The organism is Roseovarius spongiae (genome assembly GCF_003651245.1).
Classification (GTDB): Bacteria; Pseudomonadota; Alphaproteobacteria; order Rhodobacterales; family Rhodobacteraceae; genus Roseovarius; species Roseovarius spongiae.
The window spans coordinates 83,083-96,177 of the sequence record NZ_RAPE01000005.1 but is presented as its reverse complement, the minus strand read 5'-3'; the positions used below and the strand labels follow the sequence as shown (position 1 = coordinate 96,177).

13 protein-coding genes are annotated in these 13,095 nt (G+C 66.4%); 9 read left to right on the top strand and 4 right to left on the bottom strand.

Annotated features, from left to right (window positions below):
• Positions 1-1,743 carry an ABC transporter permease gene (locus D6850_RS15630; protein WP_121168546.1) on the top strand — a complete coding sequence of 581 codons (1,743 nt, stop codon included), beginning with the start codon at positions 1-3 and terminating at the stop codon, positions 1,741-1,743.
• Positions 1,744-1,748: 5 nt separating this feature from the next.
• Positions 1,749-2,945 (top strand): ABC transporter permease, encoded by a 1,197-nt coding sequence (locus D6850_RS15625; protein WP_121168545.1) that lies wholly within the window; start codon positions 1,749-1,751, stop codon positions 2,943-2,945.
• 54 nt (positions 2,946-2,999) lie between these two features.
• Here the strand turns inward: D6850_RS15625 and D6850_RS15620 are convergent, their stop codons facing one another.
• Entirely contained in the window at positions 3,000-3,866 is an 867-nt protein-coding gene (locus tag D6850_RS15620; protein WP_121168544.1) for a branched-chain amino acid aminotransferase, read from the bottom strand.
• Positions 3,867-4,025: 159 nt separating this feature from the next.
• Here D6850_RS15620 and D6850_RS15615 point away from each other — a divergent pair, with 159 nt between their 5' ends.
• The 7 genes from D6850_RS15615 to D6850_RS15585 all read left to right on the top strand — a co-directional run bounded on the left by D6850_RS15615 (position 4,026) and on the right by D6850_RS15585 (position 10,312).
• Complete coding sequence (locus D6850_RS15615; protein ID WP_121168543.1) at positions 4,026-4,523, top strand: MarR family winged helix-turn-helix transcriptional regulator; 498 nt, start codon at positions 4,026-4,028, stop codon at positions 4,521-4,523.
• Positions 4,520-5,221 carry a response regulator gene (locus tag D6850_RS15610; protein ID WP_121168542.1) on the top strand — a complete coding sequence of 234 codons (702 nt, stop codon included), beginning with the start codon at positions 4,520-4,522 and terminating at the stop codon, positions 5,219-5,221. Before D6850_RS15615 ends, D6850_RS15610 begins: the two co-directional genes overlap by 4 nt.
• 231 nt (positions 5,222-5,452) lie before the next feature.
• Positions 5,453-6,868, top strand: a complete 1,416-nt coding sequence (gene leuC / locus D6850_RS15605) for a 3-isopropylmalate dehydratase large subunit (protein ID WP_121168541.1) — start codon at positions 5,453-5,455, stop codon at positions 6,866-6,868.
• A 41-nt stretch (positions 6,869-6,909) separates the two neighbouring features.
• Positions 6,910-7,431 carry an HdeD family acid-resistance protein gene (locus D6850_RS15600; protein ID WP_121168540.1) on the top strand — a complete coding sequence of 174 codons (522 nt, stop codon included), beginning with the start codon at positions 6,910-6,912 and terminating at the stop codon, positions 7,429-7,431.
• 46 nt (positions 7,432-7,477) lie between these two features.
• On the top strand, positions 7,478-8,083 hold the full coding sequence (gene leuD, locus D6850_RS15595; RefSeq protein ID WP_121168539.1) for a 3-isopropylmalate dehydratase small subunit: 606 nt from the start codon (positions 7,478-7,480) through the stop codon (positions 8,081-8,083).
• 304 nt (positions 8,084-8,387) lie between these two features.
• Positions 8,388-9,239 (top strand): hypothetical protein, encoded by an 852-nt coding sequence (locus D6850_RS15590; RefSeq protein ID WP_245964211.1) that lies wholly within the window; start codon positions 8,388-8,390, stop codon positions 9,237-9,239.
• Positions 9,224-10,312 carry an endonuclease/exonuclease/phosphatase family protein gene (locus tag D6850_RS15585; protein ID WP_245964222.1) on the top strand — a complete coding sequence of 363 codons (1,089 nt, stop codon included), beginning with the start codon at positions 9,224-9,226 and terminating at the stop codon, positions 10,310-10,312. The genes D6850_RS15590 and D6850_RS15585 overlap by 16 nt, the downstream gene beginning before the upstream one ends.
• Before the next feature lie 9 nt (positions 10,313-10,321).
• Here D6850_RS15585 and hemF read toward each other — a convergent pair whose 3' ends face one another.
• Genes hemF through D6850_RS15570 form a run of 3 tightly spaced genes read right to left on the bottom strand, consistent with a single transcriptional unit; the run spans position 10,322 to position 13,090 of the window.
• The gene (gene hemF / locus D6850_RS15580; RefSeq protein ID WP_121168538.1) at positions 10,322-11,206 is read right to left on the bottom strand and encodes an oxygen-dependent coproporphyrinogen oxidase; all 885 of its coding nucleotides are present in this window, start codon (positions 11,204-11,206) and stop codon (positions 10,322-10,324) included.
• A gap of 50 nt (positions 11,207-11,256) precedes the next feature.
• Complete coding sequence (locus D6850_RS15575) at positions 11,257-12,057, bottom strand: SDR family NAD(P)-dependent oxidoreductase (protein WP_121168537.1); 801 nt, start codon at positions 12,055-12,057, stop codon at positions 11,257-11,259.
• A 46-nt stretch (positions 12,058-12,103) separates the two neighbouring features.
• Positions 12,104-13,090, bottom strand: coding sequence for a class I SAM-dependent methyltransferase (locus tag D6850_RS15570; protein WP_121168536.1), 987 nt, complete (start codon positions 13,088-13,090; stop codon positions 12,104-12,106).
• Between the last annotated feature and the right edge of the window lie 5 nt (positions 13,091-13,095).

The window sequence follows — 13,095 nt, the reverse complement described above, 5'->3', positions numbered from 1 at the left end:
ATGAGCGACGCTGCGACAGACCCCGACAAGATCGAGGGCCCGACACCGGATAACGCGCTCCGTGCCGCCGACCAGGCGGCCAGACCCGAAAAGGTGCTTGCCGCCGATGGCACCCCGCTCAAGCGCAGCCTGAACCGGGCGCTGCGGATGCAGAAGATGCGCGCCCTGCTGCTGATCGCGCCGCTGCTGCTGTTCGTGCTGCTGACCTTCATAGCGCCGATCGCGGACATGCTGTTCCGCTCGGTCGAGAACCAGATCGTATCGACCACGCTGCCGCGCACCACCGCAGCGCTTGGGAACTGGGACGCGAGCCAGGATCCGGTTCCCGACGAGACCGTGTTCGAGGCGCTCTATTACGATATGTTCCTTGCCGCCGAGGCCAAGGAGCACACCAAGCTCGGCACCCGGCTCAACTACGAGGAAACCGGCATTTCGTCGCTGTTCCGTTCATCGGGGCGCAAGCTTGATGATATCGGCGAGGACCGGATCGACGCGCTCGAGGATTTGAACGAGACCTGGGAGGACGCGGCGTTCTGGTTCGCGCTGATGAGCGGCCCGGAGGGCGGGGAGAAGGATGCCGCGCTGCTTGACGCGCAGCGCGAGCGGATGGCGGAGCTCAGCGGCCACAGCTATTCCGGCGATATCGGTTTCGCGCCCGCCGCCGCAATCTCCGCGCTGCTCCCGCGCGCCACGCGCGCCTACACCGCCTTCGCGATCTTTACCGCCATCGATGACGGCGATGTCGTCGCCGAGGAAGAGCCCTGGGAGGCGGTCAAGATCGCGCTCAGCGAAGACCTCCGGGACCCCGACTCGATCTCCGCGCTGGAAGATTACTCTGGCCCGGGCGCGGCGGAGTTGCGGGCGGCGCAGCCGGTGATGGCGGACATGCCGCCGCTCGATTTCCGGCAGGCTTTCCTCGACATCGACGAGGATTGGGGCGACACGGATAACTGGCAGACCATCCAGATCTACAGCCCCAGCTATACCAGCGGCTATTTCCTCAACGCCGTCGACATGGAAAAGACGCCCGACGGCCCGCAGTTCCGCGATGAGAAGGAACGCATCTACTGGCTTCTGCTCAAGCGCACGCTGTTCATGAGCCTGGTCATCACCGGAAGCTGTATCCTGCTGGGCTACCCGGTGGCCTGGATTCTCGCCAATCTGCCGATGCGCACGGCGAACCTGCTGATGATCCTCGTGCTCTTGCCGTTCTGGACATCGCTGCTGGTGCGGACCAGCGCCTGGAAGGTGATGCTGCAACAGCAGGGCGTGATAAACGACGTGTTGGTCTGGCTGGGCCTCGTGGACGATTCCGCCCGATTGATCATGATCAACAACCAGTTCGGCACCATCGTCGCGATGACGCATATCCTGCTGCCGTTCATGATCCTGCCGATGTATTCGGTGATGCAGACCATCCCGCCCTCCTACCTGCGCGCGGCGAAAAGCCTTGGCGCGACCAACTGGACGGCGTTCTGGCGGGTCTATTTCCCGCAATCGGTGCCGGGCATCGGGGCGGGGTCGATCCTCGTCTTCATCCTGTCGATCGGCTACTATATCACCCCCGAGATCGTCGGCGGCACCACCGGCACGTTCATCTCGAACCGGATCGCCTATCACATCTCGTCCTCGCTCAACTGGGGTCTCGCGGCGGCGCTGGGCACGATCCTGCTGGCGGTCGTGCTGATCCTCTACTGGGCCTATGACAAGATCGTGGGCATCGACAACGTGAAGCTGGGATAGGACTCATGGTTGCAAGCGATATCGTCATCACCGAAACGGGCAGGAAGCCGGCAGGGTTCTATGTGCCCGTGGTGGCCGCCGCCGGCGCGTTCTTCGGGGTCTTCGTCGGCGCCGCCAACGGATCGACCCTCATGGGGCTTCTGGGCGGGGCGGTCATCCTCGCGGTCCTGGCCTTCGTGCTGGTCGATGTCCTGGGAACCGGGCAGGAGAAGGCGGGGCGCTGGGGCTCGATCGCGTTATTCGCCGTCGCGGGTATGCTGCTGGGCGGCGTGCCGGGCCTCGTCGTCGGGGGGCTGGCGGGATGGTTCTTCGGCTGGTTCGCCTACTGGGTCGGGTTCAATCGCTACCGGGCGAAACTGGTGCCCTATCTCACCTCGGGGCAGGTGCTCTGGTATTACACGTTCCGCGTGATCTGCGGGGTGATCTTCTTCTTTCTGATCGCACCCATCGTGGTGGTCATGCCGCTGTCGTTCAACGCCGAGAATTTCTTTACCTTCACGCCGGAAATGCTGCGCTTCGATCCCGAAGGGTATTCGTTCAAGCATTACCGCGATTTCTTCAACAACCCGGACTGGCAGCAGGCGCTGTGGAACTCGGTGCGCATCGCGCCGGTGGCGACGATCTTGTCGGTGAGCTTCGGCACGCTCGCCGCAATCGGCCTCAGCCAACCGCACGTCCCGTTCCGCCGGGCGATCATGGCGATCCTGATCTCGCCGATGATCGTGCCGCTCATCATCTCGGCGGCGGGGATGTATTTCTTCTACTCGCGGCTGGGTCTGCAGGGCACCTACTGGGGCGTGGTCCTCGCCCACGCGGTGCTGGGGATTCCGTTTGTCATCATCACGGTCACCGCCACGCTGGTCGGTTTCGACCGCTCGCTGACGCGCGCGGCGGCGAACATGGGGGCGAACCCGGTCACGACCTTCTTCCGCGTGCAGATGCCGCTGATCCTGCCGGGCGTGATCTCGGGCGGGCTGTTCGCCTTCATCACCAGTTTCGATGAGGTGGTGGTCGTGCTCTTCGTCGGCTCCGCCGGGCAGAAGACGCTGCCGTGGCAGATGTTCACGGGCTTGCGCGAACAGATCAGCCCGACGATCCTCGCGGTGGCGACGATCCTCGTGGGCATCTCGATCGCGCTCCTGACCACGGTGGAACTGCTGCGCCGCCGCTCCGAGCGGCTCAGGGGGATGTCGCCGGGGTGATGGGGAAACGGGCGCGGCGCGAACGTCCGCGCCCGTATCGGCAAAGGTGCGCGCTCAGCTTCGCACCAGCTTCTCGTAACCTTCCGCGATCTCTCGGGTGAGCGCGCCGACCTCGAAATTGTAGTCGCCGATCTGGCCCACTGGCGTCACTTCCGCGGCGGTGCCGGTCAGCCAGCACTGTTCAAAGCCTTCCATCTCCTCGGGCATGATGTGGCGCTCGTGCACCTTGATCTGGCGATCCTTCAGCATGCCGATCACCGTCTGCCGCGTCAGCCCGTTCAGGAAACAGTCGGGCAGGGGGGTGTGCACCTCTCCGTCCTTGACGAAGAATATGTTGGCGCCGGTCGCCTCGGCCACGTAGCCGCGGTAATCCATGAAGAGCGCGTCCGAGCACCCCTTGGCCTCGGCCACGTGTTTCGAAGTGGTGCAGATCATGTAAAGTCCCGCCGCCTTGGCGTGCACCGGGATCGTCTCGGGGCTGGGGCGTTTCCACTTGCTGATGTCGAGCCGGGCGCCGCGCGTCTTGGCGTCGCCGTAATAGGCGCCCCATTCCCACGCGGCGATCACCAGGTGAACCGGGTTGCGCGCGGAGGCGACGCCCATGTCCTCGCCTGCGCCCCGCCACGCCACCGCGCGGACATAACCGTCCGTCAGGCCGTTCGCCGTCAGAACCTCCTGCTTGGCGGCCTCGATCTCGTCCACGGTCCAGGGGATCTGGAAATCGAGCTCGCCGGCGGAGAAATGCAGCCGCTCGGAATGTTCGCGGCTCTTGAAGATGCGGCCGTTATAGGCGCGTTCGCCCTCGAAGACGGAACTGGCGTAATGCAGCGCATGCGAGAGGATATGCACGTTCGCCGCGCGCCAGTCGATCAGCTTGCCATCCATCCAGATCTTGCCGTCGCGGTCGTCATAGCCTGCCATGTTCCATCTCCTTCGGGGCGCGATTTGCGGTTTGTTGCTGAATTTATGCCCGAAACGGACATTAAATTGCGTGGAAACTGGGATTCGCTACCAGTTAAGACTTGGAATGTCAATAAAGCTGACTTAAAATCAACTCCGAGACCAGAACGGAAAGCCAAGATGTCCGAAACCCAAGGCGGCGAAACGCTCCTGTTCCTGACTGACGAACAGCTTCGGCAGGGGATCGAGGCGATGTTCTTCGCCTATCGCGGCTTTACCGCCGATCCAGACCGCATCCTCGCGACGATGGCCTACGGGCGGGCGCATCACCGCGCCGTCCATTTCATCGCGCGCAGCCCCGGCACCACGGTCAACAACCTGCTGAGCATCCTCGGCGTGACCAAGCAATCGCTGAACCGCGTCCTGCGCACGCTGGTGGCGGACGGACTGGTCGAGAGCCGCATCGGAACTTCGGACAAGCGCGAGCGGCATCTCTACCTGACCGAAAGCGGCGCCGCGCTCGAGCGGGAGCTGAGCGATGCGCAGCGCGCGCGCATGCGCGCCGCCTTTCGCGCCGCCGGCCCCCAGGCGGTCGCGGGCTTCCGCCAGGTGCTCGAGGCGATGATGGACCCGGACATGCGCCGCCGCTACCACGCGCTGCGCGAGACGCGGCCATGAGCGAACCCGTCCCCCACCTCCTGATCGTCGACGATGACGAACGCATCCGCGGCCTGTTGCGCAAGTTCCTGCTGCGGCACGGGTTTCTGGTGTCGGTCGCGCGCGACGCGGGCCATGCGCGCCGCCTGCTGGCCGGGCTCCAGTTCGACCTCGTGGTGCTTGACGTGATGATGCCGGGCGAGGATGGCGTGAGCCTGACCCGCGCGATCCGCGCGGACCTCGCGACGCCGATCCTGCTGCTGACCGCGAAGGGCGAGACCGAGGACCGCATCAAGGGGCTGGAGGCGGGCGCCGACGATTACCTGCCCAAGCCGTTCGAGCCCAAGGAGCTGCTGCTGCGGATCAACGCCATCCTGCGCCGCATGCCCGAGGCCGACCCCGACAGCGCGCTGCCCAAGATGCTGCAACTGGGGCCGGTGCGCTATGACATGGAGCGCGCCGAACTGCTTCACGGGCAGGAGATCATCCGCTTGACCGCGACCGAGACGCAACTGATGCGGATCTTCACCGAGCATCTGGGCGAGCCGGTAAGCCGCGCGCGGCTGGTCGAGGAATTGGGCCGAGACCGGGGGCAGGCGCAGGAACGCGCCGTCGACGTGCAGATCACCCGGCTGCGGCGCAAGATCGAGGCGGACCCGAAACAGCCGCGCTATCTCCAGACGGTGCGCGGCGAGGGCTACATGCTCGCCCCGGACTGAAGCCGGTCCTTGCGGGCGAGCCCGGAACGCCGAAGGGGCGCGCGGCGTCCACGCTCTTGCGGGGAACGGTCCGGCGTAGTATCTGATCCTGCATGAGACGGATTATCGACATGGACGATCGCGCGCGCCTGCCGTGGCGGTTCTTCGGTGCGACCCGGGACGTCCGGGCGCGCGGCTGAGCCGCGCCGTTTCGTCCGACCTGAATTCCATCTGCATAACGGGAGTGGACCGATGTCCCCCAAGACGCTCTATGACAAGATTTGGGATGCGCATCTCGTGCATGAGGCCGAGGATGGCACGTCCCTGCTCTATATCGACCGGCACCTCGTCCATGAGGTGACCAGCCCGCAGGCCTTCGAGGGGCTGCGCATGGCCGGGCGCACGGTGCGCGCGCCTGACAAGACGATCGGCGTGCCCGATCACAACGTGCCCACCACGCTCGACCGGGCCAAGGGCATCGAGAACGAGGAAAGCCGCATCCAGGTTGAAGCGCTTGACAGGAACGCGGCCGAGTTCGGCATCCATTACTACCCCGTTTCGGACATCCGTCAGGGCATCGTGCATATCGTCGGCCCCGAACAGGGCTGGACGCTGCCGGGCATGACGGTCGTGTGCGGCGACAGCCACACCGCCACGCACGGCGCCTTCGGCGCGCTGGCGCACGGCATCGGCACCTCCGAGGTCGAGCATGTGCTGGCGACGCAGACGCTGATCCAGTCCAAGTCGAAAAACATGAAGGTCGAGATCACCGGCAAGCTGGCGCCGGGGGTGACGGCCAAGGACATCACGCTGTCGGTGATCGGCGAAACCGGAACGGCGGGCGGCACCGGCTACGTGATCGAGTATTGCGGCGAGGCGATCCGCGACCTTTCGATGGAAGGCCGGATGACCGTCTGCAACATGGCGATCGAGGGCGGCGCGCGCGCCGGCCTTATCGCGCCGGACGAGAAGACCTTTGACTACGTCAAGGGCCGCCCGCACGCGCCCAAGGGCGCGGCGTGGGAGGCCGCGCTCGCCTGGTGGGAGACGCTGAAATCCGACGCCGACGCGCATTGGGACAAGGTCGTCACCATCCGGGGCGAGGACATCGCGCCGGTCGTGACCTGGGGCACCTCGCCCGAGGACGTGCTGCCGATCACCGCGAAGGTGCCCGCCCCCGAGGATTTCGAGGGCGGCAAGGTCGGCGCGGCGAAACGGTCGCTCGAATACATGGGACTCACGCCCGGCACGCCCCTCAACGAGGTCGAGATCGACACGGTGTTCATCGGATCCTGCACCAACGGGCGGATCGAGGACCTGCGCGCCGCCGCTGCGATCCTCAAGGGACGCAAGATCAAGGAGGGGTTGCGCGCGATGATCGTGCCCGGCTCGGGCCTCGTGCGCGCCCAGGCCGAGGAAGAGGGGCTGGCTGACATATTCCAGGAGGCCGGGTTCGACTGGCGGCTCGCGGGCTGTTCCATGTGTCTCGCGATGAACCCCGATCAGCTCTCGCCCGGTGAGCGTTGCGCGGCCACGTCCAACCGCAACTTCGAGGGCCGGCAGGGCCGGGGCGGGCGCACCCACCTGATGAGCCCCGCGATGGCGGCCGCCGCCGCGGTGACCGGTCGGCTCACGGATGTGCGCGACCTGATGAAGGTGGACGCCTAGGCCGGGGCGCGCCCAGGCATTTCCCTCGAAAGGAGACTGACGTGAAGGACTGGTTGAAATGGCTGCTGCTTGGCCTGCTGTCGATAGTCTTCGGCCTGTTCGTGCTGGGCAACGCCGCGCTGGCGACGCTGGCCGTGACGACGATCGTGGGCTTCCTCATGCTGGTCAGCGGCGGGTTCCAGATCGTCGCGGGGCTAAGCGGCGGCGGCGCGATGAGCCGGGCGTTCTCGGTGATACTCGGCGTGCTGCTGGTGCTGCTCGGGGGGTCGTTCCTCTACAACCCGCTCGAGGGGATGATCTCACTCACGCTGCTGGTGCTGGTCCTTTTCGCCGCGAGCGGGGTCGTGCGCCTGGTTGTCGCCCGCCGGATGCGCGACACGCGGCTGTTCTGGCCGATGCTGATCTCGGGCGCGCTGTCGATCCTGCTGGCGGCTTATATCGGCGCCAACTTCGCGGCGGCTTCGGTCACGCTGCTGGGGATCATGATGGGCATCGAGATGCTGTTCAACGGCGCCGGGCTGGTGGCCCTGGCGTTCTTCGTGCGCACCGGCCGGGGCGGCTGAGCGCGAGTTGCGGATAACGGGGCGGGCTGCCCCGATGGAGAAAACAATGGAAAAATTCGAGAAACTCAGCGGCGTCGCCGCGCCCCTGCCGCTCATCAACGTCGATACCGACATGATCATCCCCAAGCAGTTCCTCAAGACGATCAAGCGTTCGGGGCTTGGCGTGAACCTGTTCGACGAGATGCGCTATGACGACGACGGGAACGAGATTCCCGATTTCGTGCTGAACAAGCCGGCTTATCGCAACGCCGAGATCCTCGTCGCCGGTGAGAATTTCGGCTGCGGCTCCTCGCGCGAACATGCGCCCTGGGCGATCAAGGATTTCGGCATCCGCTGCGTGATCGCGCCGAGCTATGCCGACATCTTCTACAACAACTGTTTCAAGAACGGCATCCTTCCCATCGCGCTGCCGCAGGAGCAGGTCGATATCCTGATGGCCGAGGCCGAGAAGGGCGCGAACGCGCGTATCGAGATCGACCTCGAGGCGCAGACCGTGACCACGTCCGAGGGCGAGGTGATCCGTTTCGATATCGACCCGTTCAAGAAGCACTGCCTGCTGGAAGGGCTGGACGACATCGCGCTGACCTTCGAAAAGGTCGCCGCGATCGACAAGTTCGAAGCGGCGGCCAGCGCCGCGCGGCCCTGGGTCTGATCCTGCGTCGCGAGTTCCCCGGAACGGGGGCTTGCGGCTCTTGTGATGGTTTAAATGTGATTACCAACATGTTGTGTTCGCCCATTTTCCTGCATCGGACGCACACGCGCATTGATGTATTCGCGCATCAGTTGCGCAGGCAAAACCGCTTTGACACGCCCGCCACACCATCAACTCCTTGAGCCTTGAAACCAATCAAGGCAAGAATGAGACCGAATTGAGGCAAACCGCGGCAAACGCGGGATCAAGTTGGGACAAGGTCGCGGCATCGTATCGCGACAGGCCAAGTTGAAGGGATCGGGCAGTGATTACACAGTTCTCGGGCGCGATTCTGCGCGCTTTCATGGCGGCCATGCTGCTGGCGTTTCCGTCGCTGGTGCTGCCATCGGTTGCGTCCGACACTTCCCAGATGGTCGTGATCTTCGCCCTTCTCGCCGCGCTTCTCGTGTTCTTCGAATACCAGGGCCGCTGCCCGAGCATCATCGAATTCCGCTTCGCGCCGCCCTACAACCGGCTCAAGTTCGGCTTTGTGGCGGTCACGATCGTGATGATGTCGGTCGTCACCCGCCACCTCGACGATCCGGGAAACTGGAGCATGCTGCTCATGCGGGTGGGGCAGAGCATCGGGCAGACGCTCGATTTCCCGTATTCGCCGGTTCGGCTGGTGCTCTATCTCCTGCCCGCGCAGGCCGACCCGCAGACGACCGAGCTGCTGCGGATCTATGCCGGTGTGTGCTATGGCATGTCGCTGCTCATGATCGTGTGTTTCGCGGCGCTGGTGCGCCTCTGGGGCTGGCCGGTGCGGCGCGGGGCGTTCAACGTCTGGCTCAACCTGCCGCTGTTCGACCCGACCGGCGGGGGCGACGTGGTGGAAAAGCTGAACCGCGAGGCCAGCGTTAACATTTCGTTAGGCTTCCTCATGCCATTCCTGTTGCCGGCGGTCGTGCTGTTCGCGTCGAAGGTGTTCGACCAGTTCGGCATGATCGGGCCGCAGACGTTGATTTGGGTGACCTGCGCATGGGCCTTCGTTCCCGCAAGCATGATCATGCGCGGCATCGCGGTGAACCGGATCGCCGAGCTGATCACGGCGAAGCGGCGCCGCGCCTATGCGCGCGCCGCCGACGCGGACGCCAGGGACGGATTGCAGACCGTCTGATCGCGACCGTTTTCGCGGCGCTGCTGCTGGCGGGCCTGGCGCGCGCGGACAGCCTGCGGATCGCCACGTTCAATGCCGACCTGGAACGCGACGGGCCGGGACTCCTGCTGCGCGACATCCTGCGCGGCAAGGATGAACAGGTCGCGGCGCTCGCCAAGGTGGTGGGCGCCGTCGCCCCGGACATCCTTCTGCTACAAGGCGTCGATTACGACATGGAGTCGCGTACGCTCGACGCGCTGGCCGGGGTGCTGGCGGCGGCGGGGCGGGCCTATCCCCATCGCTTTGCGCGCCGGCCCAATACCGGCTGGCAGACCGGGCACGACATGGACGGGGACGGCCGGCTGGGCGAGCCCGAGGATGCGCAGGGTTTCGGGCGCTTCGCCGGGCAGGGCGGAATGGCGATCCTGTCGCGCGTTCCGCTCGACCCGGGCGCGGCGCGGGATTTCAGCGATCTGCTCTGGCGCGACCTGCCCGGCGCGACCCTGCCCCAAAAGGATGACGCGCCGTTCCCGTCCGAGGGCGCGCAGGCGGCGCTGCGCCTGGCGAACGTCGCGCAATGGGTGGTGCCGGTGGCGCATCCGGCGGGGCGGTTCGACCTGCTCGCCTTTCACGCGACTGCGCCGGTCTTCGACGGACCCGAGGACCGCAACGGGCTGCGCAACCGCGACCAGCTGCGGTTCTGGCGGCTCTACCTCGACGGGGCGTTCGGCCCGCCGCCCGAGGGGCGGTTCGTGCTGCTGGGCAGCGCCAACCAGGACCCGCAGGATGGCGAGGGGCTGAAGGACGGCATCCGCGCGCTGCTGGCCGATCCGCGCGTGAGCGATCCGCGTCCGATTCGTGCGGGGGCCGCGCCCGTGCAGCCCGATCACCGGACCGATGCCCGGCTCGATACCGTGGACTGGCCCGCGCCGGGGCCGGGCGCGCTTCGGGTCAGTTACGTGCTGCCCTCGCGGGGCTGGCGCGTCGTCGCGTCGGGCGTCCACTGGCCGCCTCGGGATACGCCGGAAGGCGCGATTGCCGCCGCCGCCAGCCGGCACCGCATGGTCTGGGTCGATCTCGAGATGGGGGAATGACGGCGGGGCTCAGACCCACTTGGCCATCGGCGGCAGCGACATCAGCACCGCGTTCGCGTCATGCCCGGTCGCGAGGCCGAACTTCGTCCCGCGGTCGTAGACGAGGTTATATTCCGCATAGAGCCCGCGATGGATCAACTGTGCGTCCTTGTCGGCGTCGGACCAGGCTTGCACGCGCCGTTTCTCGACCAGTGGTCGAAACGCGGGCAGGAAGGCGCGCCCGATATCCTGTGTCAGCGCGAAATCCGCCGCCCAATCGCCGCTGTTGCGATCATCCATGAAGATGCCCCCCACCCCGCGCGCCCGCCCGCGGTGGGGGATGTAGAAATATTCGTCCGCCCAGGTCTTGAGCGCGGGGTAGATGTCCGTCCCGTGCGGGTCGAGATACTGTTGCTGGACGGCGTGGAAATGCGCCGTGTCCCCGGCGTACTCGATGCAGGGGTTGAGGTCGGAACCACCCCCGAACCACCAGGCGTGCGGCGTCCAGAACATGCGCGTGTTCATGTGAACGGCGGGGCAATGCGGGTTCTGCATGTGCGCGACAAGGCTGATGCCGCTGGCCCAGAAGCGCGGGTCGCTCTCCATCCCCGGCACGCCGCGCGCGGCCATCGCGCGCTGCGCGGACTCGCCCAACTCGCCGTGAACCTCGGAGACGTTGACGCCGACCTTCTCGAAGACGCGCCCGCCGCGCATCACGCTCATCAGCCCGCCGCCCGCGTCGCTGCCGTCCTCGGAGGCGCGGCGCGTCTCGGTCACCTCGAAACGCCCCGGCGCGGCGTCCGACAGGGGGCCCTCGGAATGGCTGTCCTCCAGCCCCTCGAAGGCGCTAACGATCTCGTCACGCAGCGCGCGGAACCAGTTGGCTGCGCGCTGCTTTTCCTCGGTGAAATCCACGGGGTTTCCCTTTCGATGCGAAGACACCCGGCCGGGCGGATGAGCGGGCGCTAATGCGCGGGCGCCGCGACCGGGTCGAACAACGAGCGTCCGCCGTCCACGGTCAGGATTTGACCGGTCATGAAGGCCGCGCTATCGCTGGCGAGGTATTGCGCCGCCTCGGCCAACTCCCACGGAGAGGCGACGCGGCCCAGCGGCGTGTGCGCCTCGATATCGGCGCGGAACTCGCTGTTTTCCTTGAGCGTCTTCTTGAGCGACGCGCTCATCACCGACCCGAAGGCGAGCGCGTTCACGCGGATGCGGTGCGGCGCCAGCGTCACGGCGAAGGAGCGTGTCAGCTGGTCCACCGCCGCGGTCGAGACCGAGTAGGCCAGCAGGTCGGGATGCGTGCGCTGCCCGGCGATGGACGACAGGTTGACGATCGATCCAGCGCTGCCCTCTTCCTGGCCCTCGGCCTGCTTGATCATCCGCCGCGCCACCAGCTTGCTGAGGCGCAGCGACGTCATCAGGTTCTGCTCGATCAGGGTCGCGACCCCGTCGTCGTCGGGGTTGAGCGGGTCAGAGACAAGCACCTGGCGCGAAGCGTTGACCAGGATGTCGATCCGGTCGAAGGCGTCGATCGTGGCCGACAGCAGGTTTGCGAGCGTCAGCTTTTCCCGCAAATCCCCCGCGAAATAGCGCACGGCATCGTCGTCGCTGCGTTCGCCCAGTTCGGCGACCAGCCGTTCCTCGTCCATGTCGGCGAACATGACGTTCGCGCCCTTGTCGGCAAAATGCCGCCCGATGGCGAGGCCGATTCCGTTGGCGCCGCCGGTGACGATGGCCGTCTTGCCGGAAATGGAGAATGACATCGGACAGATCCTCTGGCTGATTCCGCGTGGAGCAGGCTAATGCGTTTCAACGCCGTTGGCGAGCGGGCCGGCGGGCGTTGAGAACCTTGAACCGCGTGTCGCCCGCGACCTCGACCACCTCGCCGAACAGCCCGGCCAGCGTGCGCTCGTATGGAAGGTGCCGGTTGGCCACCATCCAGAGCTGCCCGGCGGGTTTCAGCATTCCGGCGGCGGCCTTGATGAAGGCGCGCCCGAGATCGGGATCGGCGCTGCGCCCGGTGTGAAAGGGCGGGTTCATGATGACGGCGTCGGCGGCGGCGTCCGGTTCCCACTCGCGCGCGTCGGCCCAGTGGAAATGCGCGCGGTCGTCGCGCACGTTGATCCGCGCGCATTCGAGCGCGGCGTGGCTCGCCTCGACCAGGTCGATCCGCGCGATCCGGTCGCGTTCGAGCGCGCGCGCCGAGAGATACCCCCAGCCGGCCCCGAGATCGATGACATGCCCGCCCATTTCCGATGGCAAATGTTCGACCAGGTAGCGCGAGGCGAGGTCGATCCCGTCGGCGGAAAAGACGCCCGGCGCGGTGGTGAACCGCCCTTCGATCCGCACGGGCGCGTCGGGCAGCCACCCCCCAAGGTCGGCGCCGCCCGCGAACCAGAACAGCTTGCCATGCGCCTTGCTGATCGGGCCGTTGACCGCAACGTGCCGGCGCAACTCCTTCAGGGCCGATTCGATGCCGTCCGTCTTGGCCCCGTCGACGATCACCGGCCCGTCCGTCAGCGCGGCGGCCTCGGCGATCAACGCGCGCGCTTCGGCTCGCGCGCGGGGGAGGAAGACCATCGCCGCGGCGTAATCGCCCTCGGGGGCGGTCGCGCAGTCGTAACCCAATGCGATGAAATGCGCGTAGTCCGGGGCGAATCCGGTGATGACATGGCAGCGCGCGCGCGGCAGCGGGTCGAGCCCGGCGCCGGCGCGCGGCGCGAGCACGGCGATTCGGCCCGTTTCGGGCAGGTCCAACCCGCCCGAAAGCGCCAGGGACAGCCGGGGATGCGTCACGCCGG